Raw genomic sequence first — 25,413 nt, 5'->3', positions numbered from 1 at the left:
CTGCACCTGCGAAACGTCTTCGCCGCCGCCTTACAGCACGAAGCGGCTGAGATCGGTGTTGCGGGCGATCCCCGCCAGCTGCGCCTCGACATAGGCGGCGTCGACCGTCACCGGCGCTTCGCGATCCTCGGCATCGAAGCTCACCTCCTCGAGCAATTTCTCCATCACCGTCTGAAGGCGGCGCGCGCCGATATTCTCGACCTGGCCGTTCACCTCGGCGGCGATGCGTGCGATCGCGGCGATGCCGTCGTCGGTGAAGCGGACCTCGGCCCCCTCGGTCGCCAGCAACGCCTGGTATTGCGCCGGCAGCGATGCCTTGGTGTCGGAGAGGATGGCGATGAAATCCTCCTCGGTCAGGCCCTTCAGCTCGACGCGGATGGGCAGGCGGCCCTGCAGCTCGGGCAGCAGGTCGGACGGCTTGGCGACATGGAAGGCACCGCTGGCGATGAACAGGATATGGTCGGTCTTCATCGGCCCGTATTTGGTCGCCACCGTCGTGCCTTCGATCAGCGGCAGCAGGTCGCGCTGCACGCCTTCGCGGCTGACCGAGCCGCCGCGCACGTCGCTGACCGCGATCTTGTCGATCTCGTCGAGGAAGACGATGCCGTTCGCCTCGGCGTCCGCCAGCGCGGTGCGGCTGACCTCGTCCTGATCGAGCCGCTTGTCGGCCTCCTCCTCGACCAGTTTGTCCCAGGCGGCACGCACCGACAGCTTGCGGCGCTTGAGCGGCTGATTGCCACTCAGCGACTTCATCATCTCGCCGAGGTTGATCATCTGCGGGCCGCTGCCCGGCACGTCGAACGGAGTCGCCGCGGCCTGTTCCAGCTCGATCTCGATCTCGGTCGCGTCGAGATGACCGTCGGCGAAGCGCTGCTTGAAGCTCTCGCGCGTCGCCTGGCTCGAATCCTTGCCGACGAGGGCGTCGAGCAGGCGCTTCATCGCCGCTTCCTCCGCCTTGTCCTTGACCGCAACGCGGCGGCGCTCCTTCTCCAGCCGGATCGCCTCCTCGACGAGGTCGCGCGCGATCTGTTCGACGTCGCGGCCGACATAGCCAACCTCGGTGAACTTGGTCGCCTCGACCTTGACGAACGGCGCGTCGGCAAGCTTGGCGAGGCGGCGGCTGATCTCGGTCTTGCCGCAACCGGTGGGCCCGATCATCAGGATGTTCTTGGGCGTCACCTCGTCGCGCAGATCGGCCGAGAGTTGCTGGCGCCGCCACCGGTTGCGCATCGCCACCGCCACCGCGCGCTTGGCGTCGCGCTGGCCGATGATATGGGCGTCGAGGGCGGCGACGATCGCCTTGGGAGTGAGATTCTGGTTCATCGGAAATCCTGGGTCACAGCTGTGCTGGGATCGCGCGCCGCCAGGGCGCAGTAAGGTCACGACACCGCGGCCTTCGCCGGGGCGGCGCTGTCTATCCTTAGGTCGTGCTGTCCATCACCTCGATCGTGGTGCGATCGTTGGTGTAGACGCAGACCTCGGCGGCGATCGCCATCGCCTTGCGGCAGACGGTCTCGGCATCGGCCTCGTAATCGACCAGCGCGCGCGCCGCGGCGAGCGCGTAATTGCCGCCGGAGCCGATCGCGGCGACGCCGGCCTCCGGTTCGAGCACGTCGCCGTTGCCGGTGAGGATCAGCGTCACGTCCTTGTCGGCGACGATCATCATCGCCTCGAGATTGCGGAGATATTTGTCGGTGCGCCAGTCCTTGGCGAGTTCGACCGCGGCGCGCATCAGCTTGCCCTGATGCCGCTCCAGCTTCGCCTCCAGCCGCTCGAACAAGGTGAAGGCGTCGGCGGTGGCGCCGGCGAAGCCGCCGATCACCTGCCCGTCCGCACCGAGGCGGCGGACCTTCTTGGCATTGGGCTTCATCACGGTCTGGCCCATCGAGACCTGACCGTCGCCGATGACGACGACCTTGCCGTTGCGCCGGACCGACAGGATGGTGGTGCCATGCCAGACCGGCATGGAATGGGAATCGCTCATGGGGGCGATGTAGGGTGCCTGCGGTGCGGGGCAAGTCGATCGGGTCCGTCTTGGCGAGTGAGGACGATCGGGGTCTCGCGGAGGCGCGGAGAGGCAGGGTTGGGTTCACGCGAAGACGCTAAGACGCGAAAAGGCGTTTCGCGCAGAGGCGCAGAGGCATCGCGTCGGCGCGAAGCACCCTTCCTGACTAGGTCGCGTAGCGAAAAGGCCGCTCCGCGGCAGAGCACGTCAACTCTGCGTCCTCTGCGCCTCTGCGCGAACCGATGCTTCTTCTCCGCGCCTCCGCGTGAACCCTCCGCTACACCGTCACCGATCGACGCCCTTGATCTTCCCGACGGTGCGCGCCGCGGTGTAGCCGAGATAGCCGGTGCCGAAGAGCGCGTAGAGCGGCTCCGGGATCGCGGCGAGGTACGCCGCCATGCCGTGCGCGATCGCCGCGGCGCAGGCCGGGCGGATCGCCGCGACGAGGCCGACCGGGATCGCGCCAAGCAGCAGCACGTACATGACGTAGAGGAAGGCAGGCCGCGCGCGCGTCACCCAGCGGTCGGGGAGCGGCTCGCTCATGCGACGCGCGCCGCGAGCCAGCCGTAGAGGAACGCCTCGTCGGCGGGGCGGCGCTCGGCGAGCGCGAGATAGCGTTCGCCCTGCAAGGCATCGACCGCCTTGATCAGCACCCGCTCCCCCGCCGGCCCGCGGATGGCGAGGAAGGCGTCGAGCGCGGCGAGCGTCGCGGCGCCGATCCGCTGGTCCGCGGCGATGTCGGCATAATCGCGGCCGTTGCGGTTGAGCGCGTTGAGCGCGCGCTGGAGGAAGCGGGCCGCGGTGGCGGTGCCCATGTTGACGCCGGTATCGAACAGTTCGGCGGCGAGCGCCGGCGCGCGTTCGGCGATCTTGTCGAACCCGGCGCCACGCCAGTAGACGCGCTCGTAGATCGCCGCGGCGATGGCGCGCGGCAGATCGCGCATCGCGCCATGGTAGCCGTTCGCCCGCGCCACCGCGACGCTGATCCCCCAGCAGGTCGGGCCGCCGCGGTCGGCGGGGTGGTCGACATAGCCGCCTTCGCGGTCGATCACGTCGTCGATGAGCGTCTGTATCGTCATGCCGTGCCTCCTGCTGGTCAGGCGGCGATCGGGATCATGGCCGTTCCAAATAGGACAGCGGCTTTTTTCGGGGGCGTAAAAGCCGTGGCGCGTGCGTGGCTTGGCCGGCATGCGCAAGGCCGCCGTTCCAACACGGCGTCGGCGCCAACCGGCGATCGTCATGTCCGAGTCGGCCGGGCCGCTTGTCAAACCGTAGCGCCCGGCGGTCGTGACGGCGGCCCGCCCCATGGCCCCGCAGCCCTCCCGCTTCGCACCACCGCGGGCCACGCCCCTACAGGTCGAGCGCCCAGCCGTCGCGCCCCTTGGGGTCGAACGGCCCCTCCGGCACGTAGCGCGTCGCGCCGCCGCGCAATTGCAGCACCGTCCAGTCGCCCCGCCGGTCGATCCCGACCAGCGTGCAGCCGCATGCCGCATAGGCCGCGACGACATCCTCGCGCTGCGTCTCGAGCAGCCCGGCGAGCACGATCACCGCATCGGGCGCGGCGATCGCGGCGAGTTCGGGCGCCATCGACACCAACGGCCCGGCGAGGATGTTGGCGATCACCAGATCGAACGGCGCGGCCGCGTCGATCGCCGCATCGCGCGCGCCATCGGCGACGTAGAGCGCGACCCCCTCCACGCCGTTGCGCGCGGCATTGTCGTGCGTCACCGCGATCGCCACCGGATCGATGTCGGTCGCCACCACCCGCGCCGCCGGCCACAAGGCGGTCGCGGCGAAGGCGAGGAGGCCGGTGCCGGTGCCGACGTCGATCACCGCCTCGAACCGCCGCCCCGCCACCGCGAGCGCGTCGAGCATCGCGAGGCAGCCGCTGGTCGTTCCGTGATGGCCGGTGCCGAACGCCTGCCCCGCCTCGATCAGGAAGGCGCGCCCGCCCGGCGGCGGCGACACGGCATGCGCGGCGGTATGGACGACGAAGCGGCCCTCGCGGATCGGCTCCAGCCCCGCCTGGCTCAGCGTCACCCAATCCTGCGCGTCGAGCCGCTCGACCGACGGATCATGGGCGCTGGCGCTCGGCACCAGGGCGTGGATCGTCGCCAGCATCGCCGCATCGGGTGCATGATCGAGATAGGCGTCGAGCCGCCAGCGTTCGACATCGTCCTCCACCTCTTCGGTGGTCATCAGCACCGCGTCGATGACGAGATCGCTCGCGCTGTCGATCGCCTCCGCCTCGGCGCGGGTGCACGGCAGGCTGACCTTCCAGCTCGACCCCGGCGTATCAGCGGACATAGCTCGCCCCGTTGACGTCGATCACCGCCCCGGTCATCGATGCCGGCGCCTCGAGCGCGCAGAAGCGCGCCACCGCCGCCACTTCGGCCGGATCAGCGACCTTGCCGAGCGGAATGTCGGCGAGCAGCGCGTCGCCGCCGCGGCTGGCGAGATAGTCGTCGGCCATGCCGGTCATCGTGAAGCCGGGGCAGATCGCGAAGGCGAGGATGTTCTCGCGCGCATAGCCGCGGGCGATCGTCTTGGTCATCGCCACCATCCCCGCCTTGGCGGCGGCATAATGCCAGTGCGCCGGTGAATCGCCGCGATAGGCGGCGCGGCTGGCGATGTTGACGATCCGCCCGCCGCACCCGCGCTGCTGCCAGTGGCGTACCGCCAGCCGGCACAGCTCCGCGGCGGCGGTGAGATTGATCCGCTGCGTCCGCTCCCAATCGGCGACCCAGTCGTCGTGGTCGCGGGTCAACGGACTGGCCTCGAACACGCCGGCATTGTTGACCAGCACGTCGATCTGCCCGGCCTGCGCCAGCGCCGCCGCCCACAAGGCCCGCGGCGCGGCGGGATCGGCGAAGTCGGCGGCGATGCCGCTCGCCGTGCCATGTCCGATCACCTGCGCGCCGCCCTCACGCAACGCCACGTCGATCGCCGCGCCGATGCCGCGGCTCGATCCGGTAAGAAGTATCGCCATGGCGTGGCTTTAGGCGGCGCGGCCGGGAGCGGCAATGGCGGCGCTGATGCCGGATGTTCACGCAGAGGCCCGGCGGCGCGGCGGCGCGGCGGCGCGGCGCCGTTCGATTAACCCAAAAGTCTCGGAGGTGCACAGAAAGCGCATCATAAGTCGACCACCCCGGCGAAGGCCGGGGCCCAGTCGGGCAACGGTCGTTGGCCTCGACTGAGCTTTACCCAACTGGACTCCCGCCTTCGCCGGGGTGGTGACTGGTGGAGGAGAGGAATTTCACCCCGCGGGCCTATTGCTTCGGCAAGCCTCTCGACCCGCCGACTTCCGGCATCATCCGACGCTGGCCGAGAACCCGTCCGCCGATTGCTGCAATTGCCCGAGCCGGTCGCCGACCTCGCCGAAGCCGGCGCCGAGGCTGTCGATCTCGCCGGCGACCGCCTGCGTGTCGGCGCGGATCGCCCCGATCGTGTGCGACATCGAATCGGCGGCGAGCGCGGTTTCGTCGACCGCCGCGGTGATCGCGGTGACGGTATGCGCCTGCGCGGCCATCGCGTCGCGGATGCGATCGGCGGAGACCTGCACCTCGCCGACCGTCTCGCGGATCGCCGCATTGGTCGCCACCGTCGTCCGCGTCGCATGCTGGATCGCGGCGATCTTGCCGGCGATATCGTCCGTCGCACGCGCGGTCTGGTTGGCGAGGCTCTTCACCTCCTGCGCGACCACCGCGAAGCCGCGGCCCGCGTCCCCTGCCCGCGCCGCCTCGATCGTCGCGTTGAGCGCGAGCAGATTGGTCTGCCCGGCGATGTCGCGGATCAGGCCGAGGATCGATTCGATCGACTGGGCGTGATCGCTGAGCAGCGCGCTCGCGCGCACCGCCTCACCGGCATGGTCGCTGGCGCGCCGCGCGATGCCGGCGGCGGAATCGACCTCGGCGCGGGCATGGTCGATCGCGCGGATCAGGCCCGCCGCGGTCTGCGCCGCCTCGCGCATCGCCACCGCCGATTGCTCCGCCGCCGCGGCGACCTCCCCCGCCTTGCCGAGCATCTCGCGCGTCGAGGCGGAGGCCGCGCCGGCCTGGACGCGGATGCGCGCGCCGAGCGTCGCGGTGCCGGCGATCGCGCAGGCGATGCTCTCGCGGAACGCCGCCGATCGTGCCTGCCGCTCCTCGCGCGCCGCCTCGTCGCGCAGCGCGACGAGCCGCCCGGTCATCAGGTCGGATTCGACCAGAGAGATGCGCTGGACCGCGTCGCACAGCCGCAGCAATCGCTTGGTATCGCCTTCGCAATGGCGTTCCAGCGTCCTCACGGTGAAACTGTGCGACTGGGCGAGCGCCGCCTGCAGGCTCGCCATCGGCACGCCGGACTGCGCGGACTGTTCGGCATTGCGCACCGCGATCGCGCCCCAGGCGGCATCGAACGGCGCGCTGTACTTGAGGAAGGCGTAACGGGCGCTGTCGGCGATCCGCCGTTCGAGCCGGTCGGCGGTGAACAGCCGCCGCAACGGCTGCACCGCGGGCAGCGACAGATAATGGTCCCAGAAGCGGCGCGAGATCTCGCCATAGTCCGCCGGGGTCAGCAGCCCGGCGATCTCGCGGCAGGAGGTCGCGATCTCTCCGTCCCAGTCATATTCGCCAAGGTGCTCGGCGAGATCGCGCTGCGCCCTGGTCATTTCAGGCCGCGACCTTGGTGACGAATTCGCCGGCGCTGGTCTTGAGCGCGATCAGCTGGCCGTCGAGCCGGTCGAAGCCGCGACCGACATGGTCGATCTCGGCGGCGACCGTCTCGGTGTCGCTGCGGATCGCGGCGATCGTGCTCGACATCGAATCGGCGGCGAGCGCGGTCTCGTCGACTGCGGCGGTGATCGCGGTGACGGTCTGCGCCTGCGCCTCCATCGCATAGCGGATGCGGTCGGCGCTCTCCTGCACCTCGGTGACGGTGCTCTTGATGCTGGCGTTGGTCTCGACCGTCGAGCGTGTCGCCGACTGGATCGAGGCGATCTTGGCGGCGATATCGTCGGTGGCGCGGGCGGTCTGGTTGGCGAGGCTCTTCACCTCCTGCGCGACCACCGCGAAGCCGCGGCCGGCATCGCCCGCGCGCGCCGCCTCGATCGTCGCGTTGAGCGCGAGCAGATTGGTCTGTCCGGCGATGTCGCGGATCAGGCTGAGGATCGATTCGATCGACTTGGCATGATCGCTCAGCGTCTCCGACATGCCCACCGCATTGGTCGCCTGCACGCTGGCGCGGCTGGCGATCTCGGCGGCGGCCTCCACTTCGGTACGGGCGTCCTCGATCGCACGGATCAGACCGGCGGCGGTCTGCGCCGCCTCGCGCATCGCGACCGCGGATTGTTCGGCGGCGGCGGCGACCTCGCTCGCCTTGCCGAGCATGCCGCGCGCCGAGCCCGAGCTGCGCTGCGCCTGGTCGCGCAGCGCGCGGCCCTCGTCGGTGGCGATCTCGACCGCGCTGGTGATGCCCTCGCGGAAATCGTCGGCGAGGCCTTCGCGGGCGAGCCGCGCGCCGTGATCGGCATAGCCGGCAAACAGCTCGACGGTCAGCTCGGTCTCCATGCCGAACAAGCGCATCAGCGCGTCGACCAGGCCGCTGTGGCGCGGATCGTCGGCCGGCACGCGGGCCATCAGCGCGCGCAGCGCGGCGCGATCACTGGCGCACGACATGGCGAGCACCTCCATCGTCGACACGCCCGCCGCATAAGCGGCGGCGACCGATCGTTCGAGCGACTCGACCCAGGCGAGCCCGTCGAGGTGGCAGCAGCGGTTGCGCAGATAGGCGATGCCGGCGGTGACGCGGCGTTCGGATTCGAGCGGCGTCCATTCCGGCGCACCGGGATGCGCGCGCCGCCAATGCGCCCAATAGGCCTCGACGATCGTCGGCGCGTCGGCCTCGATGATCGTCCACAATTCCGCCGCGCGCGGGATCAGCGTGTTCTCGCCGCCGTCGAAGGCGATGATGCGGCTGCGCAGGTCGATCGCGGCGGCAATGCTGGCCGGCTGTGGCAGGGCGAGGTCGGGCAAGAGCGTCTCCACGGTCGGCAATGTATCAAGAGTGTTGCAGGGATTAGAGTTCACTGGTTAATGGTCGGTTAGAGGCGGCGTCGGCCGATCGCCGGCCGGACTCCTTGCCGCGACGATGGTGCGCTGCGTCACTTTGCGCCGCTATGGCTTGCATCGCCCGTCCTCAGGCCTAATAGGCAGGCAATCGATTTTGGCCGAGGACCGTTCATGGCATCCCGCACTCCGGCGCGCCCGCGCAGCCCGCATCTTTTCTCGGGCTTTCTGAAGCTCCACTACAGCTGGGGCCCGCATATGCTGGTCTCGATCCTCCACCGCGCGACGGGCTCGGCGATGGCGACGGTCGGCACGGTGCTGCTCGTCTGGTGGCTCGCCGCGATCGCCTCGGGGGCGGAGGCCTATGCGCGGTTCCGCGACGTCTTCACCACCGACATGGGCCATCTCAACATCGTCGGCTGGGTGATCGGCGTCGGCATGACCTATGCGTTCTTCACGCACATGCTGAACGGCGTCCGCCACCTCGTGATGGACGCCGGCGCGGCGTTCGAACTGAAGCGCAACAAGATGTTCAGCCTGATCGTCATCGCCGGCGGCATCGTGCTGACCGTGGCCTTCTGGCTCTACCTGGGGATCAAGTGATGGGTTCGGGTACGCATATCGGCCGCGTCCGCGGCCTCGGCAGCGCCAAGGAAGGCGCGCACCATTGGTGGCGCCAGCGCGTCACCGCCGGGTCCAACCTGTTCCTGACCCTGTGGTTCGTCTTTTCGATCCTGCGCATGCCCGGCTATGACTATGCCAATGTGCACAGCTGGTTGCAGAACAGCTGGGCGGCGGTGCCGATGCTGCTGCTGATCGTCTCGGTCTTCTACCACTTCCGCCTCGGCCTGCAGGTGGTGATCGAGGATTACCAGCACGAGCAGAAACGCGTCGCCGCGATCCTGCTGCTCAACTTCTTCACGGTCGCCACTGCCGCGATCGCCATCTTCGCGATCCTCAAGGTCGCCTTCGGAGCTGCCGCATAATGTCGGACGCCTATAAGATCATCGATCACACCTATGACGCGGTCGTCGTCGGCGCGGGCGGTTCGGGCCTGCGCGCGGTGATGGAATGCGCGCAGAACGGCCTCAAGACCGCCTGCATCACCAAGGTGTTCCCCACCCGCAGCCATACCGTCGCGGCGCAGGGCGGCATCGCCGCCAGCCTCGGCAACATGGGTCCGGACCACTGGACCTGGCATATGTACGACACCGTCAAGGGCTCCGACTGGCTCGGCGACCAGGATGCGATCGAATATATGGTGCGCGAAGCGCCGGCCGCGGTCTACGAGCTGGAACATGCCGGCATGCCGTTCAGCCGCACCGACGAAGGCCGCATCTACCAGCGCCCGTTCGGCGGCATGATGCAGAACATGGGCGAAGGCCCGCCGGCGCAGCGCACCTGCGCCGCCGCGGATCGCACCGGCCATGCGATGCTGCACACGCTCTACCAGCAGTCGCTGCGCTACGATGCCGACTTCTACGTCGAATATTTCGCGCTCGACCTGATCATGGAGAACGGCCAGTGCCGCGGCGTCGTCGCTTTGTGCATGGAAGACGGCAGCATCCACCGCTTCCGCGCGCACAATACCGTGCTGGCGACCGGCGGCTACGGCCGCTGCTATTTCTCGGCGACCTCGGCGCATACCTGCACGGGTGACGGCGGCGGCATGGTGCTGCGCGCCGGCCTGCCGCTGCAGGACATGGAATTCGTCCAGTTCCACCCGACCGGCATCTACGGCGCGGGCGTGCTCATCACCGAGGGCGCGCGCGGCGAAGGCGGCTACCTGACCAACTCCGAAGGCGAGCGCTTCATGGAGCGTTATGCCCCGTCGGCGAAGGACCTCGCCAGCCGCGACGTCGTGTCGCGCTCGATGGCGATGGAGATGCGCGAAGGCCGCGGCGTCGGCAAGAACGGCGACCATATCTTCCTGCACCTCGACCATATCGATCCCAAGGTGCTGCACGAGCGGCTGCCCGGCATCACCGAGACCGGCAAGATCTTCGCCGGCGTCGACCTGACCCGCCAGCCGCTGCCCGTCACGCCGACGGTCCACTACAACATGGGCGGCATCCCGACCAACTTCCACGGCGAGGTCGTCCACCTCAAGGACGGCAATCCCGACACGGTCGTCCCCGGCCTGTTCGCGGTCGGCGAGGCGGCGTGCGTCTCGGTCCATGGCGCCAACCGCCTCGGCTCGAACTCGCTGATCGATCTCGTCGTCTTCGGCCGCGCCACCGGCAAGCGGATCGCCGATATCTGCAAGCCCAACGGCACGCACAATCCGCTGCCCAAGGGCTCGGAGGAGCTGGCGCTGACCCGCCTCGACAAGTTCCGCAACGCCACCGGCAGCATCCCGACCGCGGAGATCCGCGGCCAGATGCAGCGGACGATGCAGAAGCATTGCGCGGTGTTCCGCGACAATGCGCTGCTGACCGAGGGCCAGGCGCTGATGAAGGGCATCTACGGCCAGATCGCCGATGTCGCGGTCAACGACCGCAGCCTGATCTGGAACACCGACCTGATCGAGACGCTCGAGCTCGACAATCTCGCCGCGCAGGCGGTGGTGACGATCGACTCCGCCGCCAACCGCAAGGAATCGCGCGGCGCCCACGTCAACGAGGATTATCCTGACCGCGACGATGGCGAGTGGATGAAGCACACGATCACCAGCTTCACCGGCTGGGGCGGCGTCGGCGGCGCGACCGCGATCGATTATCGTCCGGTGCACGATTACACGCTCACCGACGACGTCGATTACATCAAGCCGAAGAAGCGGGTCTACTGATCCCCGGGCGGGGCGGATCGCCGCCCCGCCACCCTGCTCGGATCGCTCCCCTACCCGCGCGCCTTGCTGCGCGCATAATGCTGCGTTCCCTGGGTCAGCACCCGATCGCCCGCGACGATCGCCGCCACCGGGATATCGTCCTGGCGCTTCAGCTCCTCGTACAGCGGCGCGAAATCGGTCTCGACGGTGACGCGGAGCAATTCGTCGAAGCTCGGGATGACGAAATAATTCTGCTGGAAATCGTCGATCCGATAGTCGGTGCGCATCACCCGAGCGATATCGAAGGCGATCCGGTTCGGACTGGGATCGTCGAGCGCGAAGCGGCTCTCGGCAAAGCTCGACACGATGCCCGACCCATAGATGCGCAGGTCGTCGCCTTCCTGCACCAGGCCGAACTCGACGGTGTACCAATAGAGCCGGCCGAGGTATTTGAGCGCGTCGAGCCCGAGCGCGCGCTGCCCGCCGCGGCCATAGGCCTCCAGATAATCGGCGAAGACCGGGTCGGCGAGCATCGGCACATGGCCGAAGACGTCGTGGAAGACGTCCGGCTCCTGGAGATAGTCGAGCTGGTCGGGGCGGCGGATGAAATTGCCGGCGACGAAGCGGCGGTTCGCCATATGGTCGAAGAAGACGTCATCGGGGACGAGGCCGGGCACCGCCACCACCTGCCAGCCGGTCAGCTTCATCAGCCGCTCGCTCAATTCGGCGAAATCGGGGATGCCGGGCTTGGACAGCTTGAGCACGTCGAGGCCGCGCAGATAGGCTTCCGACGCCCGGCCGGGCAGCAATTGGGATTGGCGCGCGAACAGAGTATCCCAGGTGGCATGATCCTCCGCCGTATAATGCTGCCAGTCCTGCGGGATCGTCCAGTCGGCGGACGGGGCGTGGGGTTGGGGTGATTCATCGGCCATGACGGCAGCCTAGCATAAGGTTTCGAATGATACGACATCCTGCCCTGACGAGCCTGAGCCGCTGGCTGGCGCGCATCGCCGCGCTCGTCGCGTTGCTGGTCGTCGGCTATGGCGTGGCGGGGCTGGTCGGTGGCGCCATTCCGTCGCATCGCGATTGGCGACCGCCCGCACGCGGCGTAACCGTCTATATCGAGTCGAACGGCATCCATGTCGGGCTGGTGGTGCCCAAGGTGGCGGCGGGGATCGACTGGCGCGGCTGGGCACCGGGAGCCGACCTCGCCGCGCCGCGTTACGAAGGATATGACCATCTTGCGATCGGCTGGGGCGAACGGACCTTCTATCTCGACACGCCGCACTGGCGCGACGTGCGGCCGGGGCGCGTGCTCGCCGCGGCGATCGGCAGCGACGCGACGCTGCTGCACGTCGAGCACGTTCCTGCGCCGGAGCCGGGTAATGACGTGCGCCGCATCGTGCTGCGGCCGGTGGAATATCGCCGCCTCGCCGCGTTCATCCGGGCGAGTGCCGCGCCGCAGCGGCAGCGCTGGCGCGGCTATGATCGCAACGACGCCTTCTATGCCGCGCGCGGCCATTACAGCGCGCTGCGGACCTGCAACGCCTGGGTCGGCGACGCGCTGCGCTTCGCCGGCGTTCGGGTCGGCCGCTGGACGCCGTTTCCGGTGACGGTGCTGCAATGGTTCTAGACAAATTGCAGGCCGGCCTCGCGCGCTGGCGCAGCGAGCCGCCCGCGCATGCGCGCTTCGGCCCCGACTTTCTCGCGCCGCCGCCGCCGCCCAAGGCGCTCGCGGCGAGTGAGGTGCCGCGCGTCGCCTGGATGTTGGCGACCCGCTGGCGCCACGCCGCGGCGCTCGCGGCGGTGCCGCCGGGGCGTGGCGGTGCGGTGATGGCGCTGCCCGGCCTGTTCGACTCGGACGGGTCGAGCATCGTGCTGCGCGACTTTCTGGCGAAGCTCGGCTATCGCGCCGAAGGCTGGGGGCTGGGCCGCAACCTCGGCGTCAAGAGCGTCGGCACCGAGGCGGAACGGCTGATTGCCCGCGTCGAGGCGCTGCATGCGGAGGCGGGGCCGGTGGCGCTGGTCGGCGTCAGCCTCGGCGGGATCATGGCGCGGCTGGTCGCGCATCGCCGGCCCGATCTCGTCCGCAAGGTGGTGACGGTGAGTTCGCCTTATGCCGGCGGCGGCCGTGCCACCAACGTCTGGCGGGCGTTCGAATGGGCGACCGGCGAGCGCGTCGACGACCCGGCGGTGATCGCCCGCAGCCAGGCGATCGCCGCGCCGCTGCCGGTGCCGTGCACCGCGATCTGGAGCCGCAGCGACGGCTTCGTCAACGGCTTCATCTGCCACGACCCCAGCGCCGAGGCGGTCGAGGTGAGCAGCGGCCACCTCGGCGTGCACATCCACCCGGAGGTGCTGCTCGCGATCGCCGCGGCGCTGGCGCAGGATGCGGTGGTGCAGGACCGGTAGCGGGTGCGGGCGGTTTGGGTTTCGAGGCCGTTTGAGGATTTCACGCGAAGACGCGAAGCCGCGAAGAGGGTGCGCATGAGCGCGGCCCGTCTCCCTTCAGACGGCGATTAAACAGGAACTGCGTCTTCCGTTCACCTTCTCTCCGCGCCTCCGCGCCTCCGCGTGAACCCCTTCTTCTTTTCGCGTCTTAGCGTCTTAGCGTCTTAGCGTCTTAGCGTGATCCATCGTCGACAGGCGACCGTGGCGAACGGCGTTGATTCACGCGGAGGCGCGGAGGCGCGGAGGAGTCCTGCTCGGGGGCATGGCGTGGCCACGATCGCGATGAGGGAGCCCCACATCCGCGAGACGACAGCGCAAGCCTTGGGACTCGTGCAGACCTCTTTCCATCATGCCGGACTCGTCCCGGCAACCACGGTTCCGCAGGAGCATAGGCCCTCGCGCTGGCGGCACGGTGGACGCCGAAACACGTCCAGGGTGACGGCGCGTTTGGGGCGGCGGCAAGACTGGGATTTCCGAGGCGCTGAACCACTTAAGCCTCAGCGACGGTCAATCCGACGGAGGCGGCGGATACCCGAGGCGATCGACCGGCTCGCGGCCCGATCACCCCAACCGATGCCCCTCAATAGCCGGCGCGATAACCCGCATAGTGGCAGGCGTCCTGATCGTCCGGGTGCGAGCGGCAGCGGGCGGCGGCCTTCTTGCGTTCGCGGCCTTCCTTCGCCTCCTGCTTGCGCATCTTGCGGCCGTAGTTGCGGTCGGCCTCGGACTGGCTCGTCGTCGTCCAGTCGACCGCCTTGCCGGCGACCTGGAACGGCGCCTTGACGATCGAGGTGGCGGTGCTGACGCAGCCCGCGGTGGCGAGCGTGACGGGGAGAAGCAGAAACAGGCTACGCATTTACGGATGATCCTTGGCCGCACGGCGGGTCTCGACGCCGATTAGCGGGTAATCGGTGAAGAATCCGTCGATACCAAGGCGGAGCGCGCGGCGGATCTCGCCGGCGATATCGCCGTGCGCGGCCGGATCGTCGCCGCGGCGGAAACGCGGCGGCAGGAAGGTGTTTTCGGCGCGATAGGTCCAGGGATGCACCTTGATCCCGGCGGCATGCGCGTCGGCGACCAGGGTCGTCGGCGTATCGCCCTGCCACAGCTGCGCCTTGTCGGGGCCGATGCCATAGGCATAGCCCGCCACCGCGCGCAGGCCGGCGGGGGTGAGCATCGCCGCATAGCTCGGCACCGCATGATCGGCCGGGCCGCCCTCCCCCGCCATCAGCTGGATCAGCCGCACCTTGGTGAGGCGGTGGATATGCCGGAGGTTGGCGACCTCGAACGACTGGATGAACACCGGCGCGTCGGCCCTGTCCCATCCCGCCTGCCGCAGCGCCGCGACGAGCGGCAGGTCGGTGCCGAGGCCGATGCTCGCGAAATAGGTCGGATGCTTGGTCTCGGGATAGATGCCGATCGTCCGCCCGGTCTCGGCGGTGCGGCGCTTGGCGAGGGCGATGATCTCGGCGAGCGTCGGAATCTCGAACCGGCCGTCATAGGCGGCATTGCCGGGGCGCAGTTGCGGCAGCCGTTCGCGGGCGCGCAGCGTCTTCAGCTCGGCGAGCGTGAAATCCTCGACGAACCAGTCGGTCAGTGTCGCGCTATCGATCGTCTTGGTGGTGCGGCGGTCGGCGAATTCGGGATGAGCGGCGACGTCGGTGGTGCCGCCGATCGCATTTTCGTGCCGCGCGACCAGCACGCCGTCCTTGGTCGGCACGAGATCGGGCTCGATGAAATCGGCGCCCTGATCGATCGCGAGATCATAGGCCGCGAGCGTATGTTCGGGGCGCGATCCGCTGGCGCCGCGGTGCGCGATGACGATCGGTTCGGTGACGGGTCTGGGCATCGCGCGATCCTGCGCGCAGACCATCGCAGATGCCAGCAGCAGCGTGGCGGTGAGAGCGATTCGCAAATCGGAAACCATCATGATTGCGCGCGTTACACGTACATTCCTTCACGGGTGTGACTCCCGATCCTCGCGAGGCAGCGCATGCATTTCACGATCAACGGCCAATCGTTCGAGGCCGAACCCGATATCCGCACCTCGCTGCTCGATCTGTGCCGCGAACATCTGGGGCTGACCGGCAGCAAGAAGGGCTGCGACCACGGCCAGTGCGGCGCGTGCACGATGCTGGTCAACGGGCGCCGCATCAATTCCTGCCTCAGCCTCGCGGTGATGCACCAGGACGACGAGATCACCACGATCGAAGGGCTTGGCACACCCGAGGATCTGCACCCGTTGCAGGCAGCCTTCGTCCGTCATGACGGCTATCAGTGCGGCTATTGCACGCCGGGGCAGATCTGCTCGGCGGTCGGCATGCTCGACGAGGTCAAGAAGGGCTGGCCGAGCCACGTCACCGGCGATCTCGATGCGCCGACTTTCGACGACGGCGAGATCGCCGAGCGGATGAGCGGCAACATCTGCCGCTGCGCCGCCTACCCCAATATCGTCGACGCGATCCGCGAGGTCGCCGAGAGCAACGGCGACACCAAGATCGCCCCCCGTCAGCCGGTGGAGGCAGGCGCATGAAGACCTTCAGCTACGCCAAGGCGGACGACGCCGAGACCGCGGTGCGCGATGCGCACGTCTCCGGCGCCAAATATATCGCGGGCGGCACCAATCTGCTCGACCTGATGAAGCTGCAGGTCGAGACGCCCGAGAAGCTCGTCGACATCAGCCGCCTGCCGCTCGGCGAGATCGAGGAGCGCGAGGATGGCGGGCTGACCATCGGCGCGCTGGTGCCCAATTCCGACCTCGCCGCCGATCCGCGCGTCATCGCCAAATATGAGGTGTTGAGCCGCGCCCTGCTCGCCGGTGCGAGCGGTCAGCTGCGCAACAAGGCGACGACCGGCGGCAATCTGCTCCAGCGGACGCGCTGCTACTATTTCTACGACACGTCGACGGCGTGCAACAAGCGCGAGCCCGGCAGCGGCTGTTCGGCGATCGGCGGCTTCAACCGCGTGCTCGCGGTGCTCGGCACGTCGGAGCATTGCATCGCCACCCACCCCGGCGACATGCCGGTGGCGATGCGGGCGCTCGATGCGACGATCATCACGCTCAAGGCCGATGGCGACAAGCGCCGCATCCCGATCGGCGATTTCTATCGCCTGCCCGGCGATACGCCGCAGATCGAGACGGTGCTCGAAGCCGGCGAGCTGATCACCCATGTCGAACTGCCCGCACCGCCCAAGGGCAAGCAGGTCTACGTCAAGGTCCGCGACCGCGCGTCTTACGCCTTCGCGCTCGTCTCGATCGCAGGGGTGGTCGAGGTGGCGGACGGCAAGATCGCCTCTGCCGCGCTCGCCTTCGGCGGACTCGGTCCTATGCCGTGGCGCAATCCGGCGGTGGAGGCGGCGCTGGTCGGCCAGGCGCCGTCGGACGCGGTATTCGCCGCGGCGGCGGATGCGCTGCTCGCCGATGCCAAGGGCTATGGTTCGAACGACTTCAAGATCCCGCTGGCGCGGCGGGTCCTGATCGCGACGCTGCGCGACCTGACGGGAGAATGAGCATGTTCGGTTTCGGCAAGGGCGACACCAACTCGCTGACGATGAACAAGGCGCATCCGGAGTCGCTGCTCGACAGTTCGGCGCAGGATGTGATCGGCAAGCCGATCGACCGGATCGACGGACCGAAGAAGGTCTCCGGCACGGCCACCTATGCCGCGGAATATGCGCTCGAAAACGTCGCCTACGGCTATCTCGTCCGCGCCACGGTCGGCGCGGGCAAGATCACCAAGCTCGACGCCGAGACCGCCAAGGCGATGCCGGGGGTGATCGACGTCATCACCGATTACGCCACCTTCCTGCGCAACCCGCAGCAGGGCGGCGAGACCGGGGCACCGACGCAGGGCGTCGAACAGGTCGCTTATTATGGCGAGATCATCGCGATCGTCGTCGCCGAAAGCTATGAGGCGGCGCGCGACGCGGCGCTGCGCCTCCATGTCGACTATGCGCCGAGCGAAGGCCGCTACGATTTCCAGACGCATCGCAACGAGGCGGAAAAGCCGTCGCCGCAGCAGATCCCGCCCTATCATGAGCAGGGCGATATCGAAGAAGGCATGAAGCAGGCGCAGCACCGGATCGACGTCACCTACACCACGCCGAGCCAGAATTCGGCGGCGATGGAGCCCCATGCCAGCCTCGCGGTATGGGAAGACGGCGCGCTGACGCTGTACGGCGCTTACCAGATGCCGGCATCGGACAAGCAGCAGCTCGCCAAGTCGCTCGGCGTCTCGGCGGACAAGGTGCGGATCGTCGCGGCCTATGTCGGCGGCGGCTTCGGCTCGAAGCTCGGCATCGCGCCGGAGAGCGTCGCCGCGGCGATCGCCGCCAAGCGGCTCGGCCGCCCGGTCAAGGCGGTGATGGCCCGCCAGCAGGTGTTCGACGCCACCGTCCGTCGCTCGAACACCGAACAGCGGATGCGGCTCGGCGCGGATGCCGACGGCAAGCTGATCGCGATCGGCCATGAGACGATCACCTCCAACCTGCCCGGCGAGGATTATTTCGAGCCCGCCGGCATGGCGACGCACTTCCTGTACGACGGCGAGAACCGGCTGATCACGCACGATATCGTCCGGCTCGACTGGACGCTGTCCGGATCGATGCGCGCGCCCGGCGAGGCGGTCGGGCTGATCGCGCTGGAAGGCGCGATCGACGAACTGGCCGAGGAGATCGGCATCGATCCGATCGAGCTGCGCCGCCGCAACGAGCCGGAACAGGATCCCGAGAAGAAGGTCCCCTATTCGTCGCGGATGCTGATCCCGTGTCTCGAACGCGGCGCGGAGCGGTTCGGCTGGGCCAAGCGCAAGCCGGCGGGCACCGATCGCCGCGGCGACTGGCTGTACGGAATCGGCGTCGCCTCGGCGGCACGCTCCAACCAGTTGCAGAAGTCCGCCGCCAAGGTGTCGATCGACGGTCAGGGCAAGGCGCATGTCGAAACCGACATGACCGATATCGGCACCGGCACCTACACGATCCTCGGCCAGATCACCGCCGAGATCCTCGGCCTGCCGATCGAGGACGTCATCGTCCACCTCGGCGACACCGATGCGCCTCCGGGTGCGGGATCGGGCGGATCGTGGGGCGCCGGATCGTCGGGGTCGTCGGTCTATCTCGCCTGCGAGGCGCTGCGCGGACAGATCGCCAAGGCGATGGGCGTCGACGAGCCATCGATGACGCTCAAGGACGGGCGCGTCATCGCCGACAACCGCAGCGTGCCGCTCGCGGAGCTGGTCGGCGACGGCATGGAAGCGACTGGCGAGATCGCCCCCGGCCGACAGGAAAAGACGTTCAACCAGGCGAGCTACGGCGCGCATTTCGCCGAGGTCGCGGTCAACGTCGTCACCGGCGAGGTGCGGGTCAAGCGGATGCTCGGCGTGTTCACCGCGGGGCGCATCCTCAACGAGAAGACGGCGCGCTCGCAATGTCTCGGCGGCATGACCTTCGGTATCGGCAGCGCGCTGACCGAGGAACTGGTCCACGATCCCCGCAATGGCAAGGTCGTCAACCGCGACCTCGGCGAGTATCACGTGCCGGTCAACGCCGACGTGCCGCAGCTGGAGGTCGAGTTCCTGCACGAGCGCGACATCCAGGCCAATCCGCTCCACGCCAAGGGACTGGGCGAGGTCGGCATCTGCGGCGCGGCGGCGGCGGTCGGCAATGCGATCTACAACGCCACCGGCGTGCGGGTGCGCGACTATCCGCTGACGCTGGACAAGCTGCTCGAGGGACTGCCGGTGGTGTAAGGGGACCGGGCGGGGGCGCTCGCGGCCGTGCTCCCGCCCAGGCGGAGACCCGGTGTTACTGAGCGCGAAGTTGTTGCTCTGCTCGGCCACTGGTTTCCCCTTCCGCGGGATCCTGCGAGACCCCCTCCGTCATGCCGGACTCGTTCCGGCATCCACGGCCCCGCAGGAGTTTCAGCCATTGCCTGCGCGGCACGGTGGACCCCGGAACACGTCCGGGGTGACGGTGCGTTTCGGGCGAGGCCGAGACATCGCAAAGGTCTCGTGCTCGCGACGATCCGTGGTGCCGCCATCACCGGGAGCCCTCTTCGCAGGCGTTACGCGCACCGCGGGCGAGGATCATCAGCCCCCTCCCCTGTTCCTTGCCGCCTGCCTGCCCTACATAGCCTGCGCCCGGGGGCGAGGATAAGCCGATGAACGATATGACGATGGACCGCGCCTACCGGCCGGCAGGGCTGGCGCGGGGCGAGGTGCTCGGCGCGCCGGTGCCGCGGATCGACGGACCCGCGAAGGTGAGCGGCACCGCAACCTATGCCTATGAAGGCGCCGAGCCCGGCATCGCTTATGCCGCGATCGTCGGCGCGCCGGTCGGCAGCGGCCGCGTCACTGCGATCGACGCCGCGGCGGCGGAGGCCCTGCCCGGCGTCCTCGCGGTGATCCACGGCGACCCGCGGATGGTGACCGGCGGCAGCAACTCGCAGGCGCAGTCGCACAGCGACACCGACCGCATCTTTCATTACGGCCAGCCGGTCGCGATCGTCGTCGCCGAGGATCAGGCGGTCGCCCGCGAGGCCGCGACGCTGGTCGTCGTCGCGACCGAGGCCGGCGACGGCCGATTCGATTCCACGGCGCAGCCGGTGCAGCGCGATCCCGACATCGGCTTCCTCAAGCCGGTCGAGATCGGCGATGTCGATGCGGCGCTGGCGGCGGCACCGGTGGTGCTCGACCGCAGCTATACGACGCCGGTCCATTTCCCCGCCGCGCTCGAACCGCATGCCAGCACGGTCGCCTGGGCGGACGGCAAGCTGCTGGTTCGCACCAGCAATCAGGTGATCGGCGGCGCGCGGCGGACGATCGCCAAGGCCCTTGGCCTCGCCGCCGAGGACGTTCGCGTGCTCGCTCCCTTCGTCGGCGGCGGCTTCGGCGGCAAGACCGGCGTCGGCCCCGAGGTGATCCTCGCCGCGATCGCCGCCGAGCGGGTCGGCCGGCCGGTCAAGATCGCCCTGCCGCGCGCGCAGACCGCCTATCTCGTCCACCACCGCTCGGCGACGACGCAGCGGGTGCGGATCGGTGCCACCGCCGACGGCCGGATCACCGCCTTTGCGCATGAGGGCCTCGCCGCGCAGAACGACGATGCCAGTTTCCTCGAACCGATCCCGTTCGGCTCGCTGCCGCTCTACGCCGGCGAGGCCCGCCGCTTCCGCACCGATCTCGTCCGCGTCGACCTCCCCGCCACCGGCGCGGTGCGCGCGCCGGGCGAGGCGATCGGCACCTTCGCGGTCGAATGCGCGATGGACGAGTTGGCCGAGACGCTCGGCCTCGACCCGGTCGAGCTGCGCCGCCGCAACGAGCCGGAGGTCGATCCGGTCAGCGGCAAGCGCTTCTCGACGCGGCGGATGCTCGATTGCTACGACGAGGGCGCGCGCGCCTTCGGCTGGGCGGAGCGGCGCAAGCGGCGCGAGGGCGACTGGCTGATCGGCCACGGCATGGCGGCGGCGCTGCGCGGCAATTTCACCGTCAAGGCGGAGGCGCGGGTGACGCTGGCCGGCGACGGGCGCGCGATCGTCGCCTGCGACATGACCGACATCGGCACCGGCACCTATACGATCCTCGCGCAGACCGTCGCCGAGATGCTCGGCCTGCCGATCGCCGCGGTCGAGGTGCAGATCGGCGACAGCGACCTGCCCGCCAGCGCCGGCTCCGGCGGATCGTTCGGCGCGGGCAGCGCCTGTTCGGCGGCGGTGCTCGCCTGCGAGGACATCCTCGCCGCGCTCGCGCTGCGGATGAACGCCGCGCCCGAGGATCTGCTGCTGCACGACGGGGCCGTCACGGCGGGCGGGCGCAGCGTCGCGCTCGTCGACCTGCTCGACGGCGCCGCCATCGTCGCCACCGGCAAGACCGGCCCCGGCGCCGAGACGCAGGCCACCAGCCAGGCGAGCCACGGCGCGCATTTCGTCGAGGTCGCGGTCCATGCCGTCACCGGGGAGGTGCGGGTGCGGCGGATGCTCGGCGTGTTCGACGTCGGACGCGTGCTCAACGCCAAGACCGCGGCGAACCAGCTGATCGGCGGCATGGTCTGGGGCCTATCCTATGCGCTCGGCGAGGCGGCGGTGGTCGACGTGCGCAACGGCCATTTCGTCAATCCCGACTTCGCCGAATATCACGTCGCGGTGAACGCCGACGTGCCGCGCATCGACGTCCGCTTCATCGAGGAGATCGACGACAGCGCCAATCCGGTCGGCGCCAAGGGCGTGGGCGAGCTCGGCATCTCGGGCGCGGGTGCGGCGGTGGCGAATGCGATCCACGACGCCTGCGGCGTGCGCGTGCGCGACTTTCCGGTGACGCTGGATAAATTGCTGGCAGGATTGCCTGACGTATAATTCCTCCCCTGAAAGGGGAGGGGGACCGCGACGCGTAGCGGCGTGGTGGAGGGGGGCTTCCGCAAACGGTATCGCTTGTGGAAGCCCCCCTCCACCACGCTCTGACGGGTGCGGTCCCCCTCCCCGTACCGGGGAGGAACCAAAGGATAGACTATGGCCGAAAACGATTCCGTCCTCGCCGCCGCCCGCCATTGGCAGGGCGAACCGCTCGCGCTCGCGACGGTGGTCTCCACCTGGGGCAGCGCGCCGCGGCCGCGCGGCAGCCATATGCTCGTCCATGCCGACGGACGGTTCGAAGGATCGGTGTCGGGCGGCTGCGTCGAGAGCGACATCCTGCAGACCGCCGCCGAGGTGATCGCCGGCGCGCCCTTCCAGCTCAAGCGCTACGGCGTCGCCGACGATGCGGCATGGGAGGTCGGCCTGCCCTGCGGCGGCGAGATCGCGGTGATGGTGCAGCCGGTTTCGGCGGCGGGCTTCGACCCCGAATTGTTCGACCGGATCGCCGAGGCGCGCGAACGCGGCGAGGCGCTCACCGTCACCACCGATCTCGCCACCGGGCACAGCGACTTGCGCCCCATCGAAACCGGCGAGGTGTTCGCCAACCGCTACGATCCAGCACGGCGGCTGCTGATCGTCGGCGCGGTGCAGATCGCCCAGGCGCTCGCCGCGCTCGCCCGCACGCTCGGCATCGACACGACGGTGATCGATCCCCGCGCGCGTTTCCTCACCAAGGAGCGTTTCCCCGGCGTGACGCTCGACGACCGCTGGCCCGACGAGGCGATCGAGGCGCTGCGCCCCGGTCCGGCGACCGCGGTGGTGACGCTCAGCCACGACATCAAGATCGACGATCCCGCGCTGATCGCCGCGCTTGCCAGCGACGCGCCCTATGTCGGCGCGCTCGGCAGCCGCCGCAGCCATGCCGCGCGCCGCGACCGGCTCGCCGCGGCGGGGCTGAGCGCGGCGCAGATCGACCGGATCGACGCGCCGGTCGGCATCGACATCGGCGCGATCGGCCCGTCGGAGATCGCGCTGTCGATCGCCGCGGCGATGGTCGGCGCGTTCCACGGCCAGCGCGCATGATCGCGGCGGCGGATTGCGTGCTGGTGCTGCTCGCCGCCGGGCGGTCGCAGCGGATGGGCGATGTCGGCAGCAAGCTCGACGAACCGTTCCTCGGCCGGCCGCTCGGCCTGCACGTCGCGATCGCGCTCGAGGACATGCCGTTCCGGGAACGGATGGCGATCGTCGGGCGCGCGCAATGCGATTATGCCGCGCATGGCTTCACGCTGATCCGCAACGACGATCCCGCGATGGGGATGAGCCGGTCGCTGGCGCTCGGCGTGGAGCGCGCGCGCGCGCTCGAGGCGCGCGGCATCGTCGTCGCGCTCGCCGACATGCCGCGGGTGACCGCGACGCATATCTATCAGCTGCTCGATGCCGCCGACGACGCGGATGCGATCGTCGCGTCGAGCGACGGCCGCGCCCCCAAGCCGCCCGCGGTGTTCGGCGCCGGCCGCTTCGACGCGCTGCTCGCGCTGGAGGGCGACGCCGGTGCGCGCGCGATGGTGCGGGCGGGCAAGCATGTCGTGACGACGCCCGCCGAGCTGATCGATGTCGATACGCCGGAGGAGCTCGCCCGGTTGCGCGAGCTGGTCCATGCGCCGGAGGTGTATACGCGGGTCGGACGACGGGTGGCGGCGGAGGGGTAGAGCTTTATCCCAACTCATCATCCCCGCCTGCGCGGGGATGACAAGGTGCAGGGTAAGGCTCGCCCCTCAGAGCGCCCCCCTATTCGTGGCGCAGTGCGTCGATCGGGTTGAGCGCGGCCGCGCGGCGGGCGGGGAAATAGCCGAACACCACGCCGATCACCGCCGAAATGGCGAAGGCGATGATGTTGATCTGCGGATCGAACGTCCACGGCACCTGCATCAGCGGCACGAGCGCGAGGATCACGCCCTGCGCGATCACCAGCCCGATGATCCCGCCGAGGCAGGACAAGGCCACCGCCTCGACGAGGAATTGGAGCAGCACCTCGCGCGCCACCGCGCCGATCGCGAGGCGGATGCCGATCTCGCGCGTCCGTTCGGTGACGGAGACGAGCATGATGTTCATGATGCCGATCCCGCCGACCACCAGGCTGATCGCCGCCACCGCCGCGACGATCCGCGTCAGCAGGGTCGTCGTGCCGGTGAGCGTGTCGGAGATCTGCTTGGTGTCGAAGATGTTGAAATCGTCGTCACGCCCGCCGGACAGGTGCCGCCGCTCGCGCAGCAGCGCGGTGATCGAGGCCTGTACCGCGCTCGTCTGGTAATCGCTGTCGACGCCGACCAGCATCACGCGCACGTCGTCATTGCCGACGAAGCGGCGCTGCACGGTCTTGATCGGCATGACGACGACATCGTCCTGATCGCCGAAGCCACCCTGGCCGCGCGTCGTCAGCGCGCCGATCACGTCGCAGCTGACGTTGCCGAGGCGGATGCGCGTGCCGATCGGATCGCCGCCGCGGTAGAGATTCTGGCGCACGGTATTGCCGATTAGGCATACCGCCTTGCCCGCCTCCTCCTCGCCCGGCGTCCAGTAGCGGCCGGAGGCGAGCGGCCAGGGCTGGACGGTGTTGAACGCCAGCGTCGTGCCGTTGATCGTCGTCGACCAATTGGCGCCTTCGTAGATCGCGGTGGCGCTCGAGCTGGTCTGCGGCGCGACCGCGGTGATGCCGGCGATCTGCGTCGCGATCGCATCGGCATCGGCGATCTTGAACGGCGGCGGCGGCGGCCCGCCGCCACCGCGCCCGAAGCCCTGCCCCGGCCGCACCTGAAGGATGTTGCTGCCCAGCGCGGAAATCTGCTGCTGCACCGCCGCGGTGGTCGCCTTGCCCAGCGTCACCATCGTCACCACCGCGCCGACGCCGATGACGATGCCGAGGATGGTGAGGAACGAGCGCAGCAGATGCCGCCGGATCGAGCGCAGCGCGAGGATGAGCGTGGTGCCGATCATGACGCGTCCACGGCCTCGCCCTGGCGATACTGCGCCTCGATCCGCTCGACCAGCCCGTCCTTGAAGTGGATCACGGTGCGCGCGAAGGCGGCCATATCGGGCTCGTGCGTCACCATCAGCACGGTGATGTTGCTGGTGCGGTTGAGGTCGGTGAGCAATTCCATGATCTCCACCGAGCGTTCGCTGTCGAGGTTGCCGGTCGGCTCGTCGGCGAGCAGCACGTCGGGCTGCGTCACGATCGCGCGGGCGATGGCGACGCGCTGCTGCTGGCCGCCGGACAGTTCGGCGGGGGTATGATCCCACCAGCGATCGAGCCCGACCTTGGCGAGCGCCGCCATGCCGAGCTCGCGCCGCGCCTTCTTGTCCTCGCCGCGATAGAGCAGCGGCAGCTCGACATTCTCCAGCGCGCTCGTCCGGCTGAGCAGGTTGAAGCCCTGGAAGACGAAGCCGAGGTAGCGGCGGCGCAGCAGCGCGCGCTGGTCGCGGTCGAGCGTCTCGACATGATGGCCGCGGAACAGGAAGGTGCCGCCCGACGGCACGTCGAGGCAGCCGAGGATGTTCATCGTCGTCGACTTGCCCGATCCCGACGGCCCCATCACCGCGACGAAATCCCCCGCCGCGATATCGAGGTCGACGCCCTTCAGCGCCTGGAATTGCGTCGCACCGGTGCCGTAGACCTTGGTGACGTTGCGCAGCGTGATGATCGGGTCAGCCATGCGCTTTTCCCTCGCCTGTCATCCCCGCGCAGGCGGGGAGCCAGACGCGCCCGCGCTGCGCAGGAGCCGGACGACTTGCGTCGCTCGCCCCTCGC

Annotated in this window: 23 protein-coding genes and 1 pseudogene; 11 read left to right on the top strand and 13 right to left on the bottom strand. The window is 69.1% G+C overall.

Annotated features, from left to right (window positions below; translation table 11 throughout):
* Positions 1-30: 30 nt before the first annotated feature.
* The 8 genes and pseudogenes from hslU to PBN85_RS05265 form a co-directional block, all read right to left on the bottom strand.
* The gene (gene hslU / locus PBN85_RS05300; RefSeq protein ID WP_037531497.1) at positions 31-1,323 is read right to left on the bottom strand and encodes an ATP-dependent protease ATPase subunit HslU; all 1,293 of its coding nucleotides are present in this window, start codon (positions 1,321-1,323) and stop codon (positions 31-33) included.
* Positions 1,324-1,420: 97 nt separating this feature from the next.
* Entirely contained in the window at positions 1,421-1,966 is a 546-nt protein-coding gene (hslV, locus tag PBN85_RS05295; protein WP_081792876.1) for an ATP-dependent protease subunit HslV, read from the bottom strand.
* 324 nt (positions 1,967-2,290) lie between these two features.
* A pseudogene (locus PBN85_RS05290) lies at positions 2,291-2,530 on the bottom strand (3TM-type holin); the annotation flags it as partial.
* Positions 2,531-2,544: 14 nt separating this feature from the next.
* Positions 2,545-3,084, bottom strand: coding sequence for a glycoside hydrolase family 108 protein (locus PBN85_RS05285; protein ID WP_271300366.1), 540 nt, complete (start codon positions 3,082-3,084; stop codon positions 2,545-2,547).
* Between the two features lie 271 nt (positions 3,085-3,355).
* The gene (locus PBN85_RS05280; protein ID WP_271300365.1) at positions 3,356-4,312 is read right to left on the bottom strand and encodes a 50S ribosomal protein L11 methyltransferase; all 957 of its coding nucleotides are present in this window, start codon (positions 4,310-4,312) and stop codon (positions 3,356-3,358) included.
* Positions 4,302-4,994, bottom strand: coding sequence for an SDR family NAD(P)-dependent oxidoreductase (locus PBN85_RS05275; RefSeq protein ID WP_271300364.1), 693 nt, complete (start codon positions 4,992-4,994; stop codon positions 4,302-4,304). Before PBN85_RS05275 ends, PBN85_RS05280 begins: the two co-directional genes overlap by 11 nt.
* Positions 4,995-5,315: 321 nt before the next feature.
* Complete coding sequence (locus PBN85_RS05270; protein ID WP_037531485.1) at positions 5,316-6,653, bottom strand: methyl-accepting chemotaxis protein; 1,338 nt, start codon at positions 6,651-6,653, stop codon at positions 5,316-5,318.
* Between the two features lies 1 nt (position 6,654).
* The gene (locus PBN85_RS05265; protein ID WP_271300363.1) at positions 6,655-8,028 is read right to left on the bottom strand and encodes a methyl-accepting chemotaxis protein; all 1,374 of its coding nucleotides are present in this window, start codon (positions 8,026-8,028) and stop codon (positions 6,655-6,657) included.
* Between the two features lie 195 nt (positions 8,029-8,223).
* Between PBN85_RS05265 and sdhC the strand changes: the two genes are divergently transcribed.
* From sdhC to sdhA, 3 genes are read left to right on the top strand one after another with little or no spacing between them, the layout of a single operon-like run.
* A complete protein-coding gene (gene sdhC, locus PBN85_RS05260; protein WP_037531484.1) occupies positions 8,224-8,652 on the top strand; it encodes a succinate dehydrogenase, cytochrome b556 subunit in 429 nt (142 codons plus the stop codon).
* Entirely contained in the window at positions 8,652-9,035 is a 384-nt protein-coding gene (sdhD, locus tag PBN85_RS05255; RefSeq protein WP_037531481.1) for a succinate dehydrogenase, hydrophobic membrane anchor protein, read from the top strand. The genes sdhC and sdhD overlap by 1 nt, the downstream gene beginning before the upstream one ends.
* Positions 9,035-10,837: a succinate dehydrogenase flavoprotein subunit gene (gene sdhA, locus PBN85_RS05250; RefSeq protein ID WP_037531479.1), complete on the top strand. Its 1,803-nt coding sequence runs from the start codon at positions 9,035-9,037 to the stop codon at positions 10,835-10,837. Before sdhD ends, sdhA begins: the two co-directional genes overlap by 1 nt.
* A gap of 50 nt (positions 10,838-10,887) precedes the next feature.
* Here the strand turns inward: sdhA and phhA are convergent, their stop codons facing one another.
* Positions 10,888-11,748: a phenylalanine 4-monooxygenase gene (phhA, locus tag PBN85_RS05245; protein ID WP_037531476.1), complete on the bottom strand. Its 861-nt coding sequence runs from the start codon at positions 11,746-11,748 to the stop codon at positions 10,888-10,890.
* 26 nt (positions 11,749-11,774) lie between these two features.
* Here phhA and PBN85_RS05240 point away from each other — a divergent pair, with 26 nt between their 5' ends.
* The gene (locus PBN85_RS05240; protein ID WP_271300362.1) at positions 11,775-12,449 is read left to right on the top strand and encodes a TIGR02117 family protein; all 675 of its coding nucleotides are present in this window, start codon (positions 11,775-11,777) and stop codon (positions 12,447-12,449) included.
* Positions 12,440-13,228: a hypothetical protein gene (locus tag PBN85_RS05235; RefSeq protein ID WP_037531473.1), complete on the top strand. Its 789-nt coding sequence runs from the start codon at positions 12,440-12,442 to the stop codon at positions 13,226-13,228. The genes PBN85_RS05240 and PBN85_RS05235 overlap by 10 nt, the downstream gene beginning before the upstream one ends.
* Before the next feature lie 619 nt (positions 13,229-13,847).
* Here PBN85_RS05235 and PBN85_RS05230 read toward each other — a convergent pair.
* On the bottom strand, positions 13,848-14,123 hold the full coding sequence (locus tag PBN85_RS05230) for a hypothetical protein (RefSeq protein WP_037531471.1): 276 nt from the start codon (positions 14,121-14,123) through the stop codon (positions 13,848-13,850).
* Entirely contained in the window at positions 14,124-15,116 is a 993-nt protein-coding gene (locus tag PBN85_RS05225; RefSeq protein ID WP_271300361.1) for a glycerophosphodiester phosphodiesterase, read from the bottom strand. It abuts the gene before it with no gap.
* A 144-nt stretch (positions 15,117-15,260) separates the two neighbouring features.
* On the opposite strand from PBN85_RS05225, the gene PBN85_RS05220 reads away from it, so the two are divergent.
* The 6 genes from PBN85_RS05220 (at position 15,261) to PBN85_RS05195 (ending at position 23,317) form a co-directional block, all read left to right on the top strand.
* Positions 15,261-15,800 (top strand): 2Fe-2S iron-sulfur cluster-binding protein, encoded by a 540-nt coding sequence (locus PBN85_RS05220; RefSeq protein WP_081792874.1) that lies wholly within the window; start codon positions 15,261-15,263, stop codon positions 15,798-15,800.
* Positions 15,797-16,777: an FAD binding domain-containing protein gene (locus PBN85_RS05215; protein WP_037531469.1), complete on the top strand. Its 981-nt coding sequence runs from the start codon at positions 15,797-15,799 to the stop codon at positions 16,775-16,777. Before PBN85_RS05220 ends, PBN85_RS05215 begins: the two co-directional genes overlap by 4 nt.
* 2 nt (positions 16,778-16,779) lie before the next feature.
* Positions 16,780-19,014, top strand: coding sequence for a xanthine dehydrogenase family protein molybdopterin-binding subunit (locus PBN85_RS05210; RefSeq protein WP_271300843.1), 2,235 nt, complete (start codon positions 16,780-16,782; stop codon positions 19,012-19,014).
* Between the two features lie 410 nt (positions 19,015-19,424).
* The gene (locus tag PBN85_RS05205; RefSeq protein ID WP_271300360.1) at positions 19,425-21,611 is read left to right on the top strand and encodes a xanthine dehydrogenase family protein molybdopterin-binding subunit; all 2,187 of its coding nucleotides are present in this window, start codon (positions 19,425-19,427) and stop codon (positions 21,609-21,611) included.
* Between the two features lie 153 nt (positions 21,612-21,764).
* Positions 21,765-22,691, top strand: coding sequence for an XdhC family protein (locus PBN85_RS05200; RefSeq protein WP_271300359.1), 927 nt, complete (start codon positions 21,765-21,767; stop codon positions 22,689-22,691).
* Positions 22,688-23,317, top strand: coding sequence for a nucleotidyltransferase family protein (locus PBN85_RS05195; RefSeq protein WP_271300358.1), 630 nt, complete (start codon positions 22,688-22,690; stop codon positions 23,315-23,317). The genes PBN85_RS05200 and PBN85_RS05195 overlap by 4 nt, the downstream gene beginning before the upstream one ends.
* Positions 23,318-23,396: 79 nt before the next feature.
* On the opposite strand, the gene PBN85_RS05190 is transcribed toward PBN85_RS05195, so the two are convergent.
* Together PBN85_RS05190 and PBN85_RS05185 are read right to left on the bottom strand one after the other, a co-directional pair.
* A complete protein-coding gene (locus PBN85_RS05190) occupies positions 23,397-24,602 on the bottom strand; it encodes an ABC transporter permease (protein ID WP_271300357.1) in 1,206 nt (401 codons plus the stop codon).
* Positions 24,599-25,318, bottom strand: coding sequence for an ABC transporter ATP-binding protein (locus tag PBN85_RS05185; RefSeq protein ID WP_271300356.1), 720 nt, complete (start codon positions 25,316-25,318; stop codon positions 24,599-24,601). Before PBN85_RS05185 ends, PBN85_RS05190 begins: the two co-directional genes overlap by 4 nt.
* Between the last annotated feature and the right edge of the window lie 95 nt (positions 25,319-25,413).

It is taken from the genome of Sphingomonas sp. CV7422 (assembly GCF_027945725.1).
Taxonomy (GTDB): domain Bacteria; phylum Pseudomonadota; class Alphaproteobacteria; order Sphingomonadales; family Sphingomonadaceae; genus Sphingomonas; species Sphingomonas kyungheensis.
This window is presented reverse-complemented; position numbering and strand designations above follow the sequence as displayed.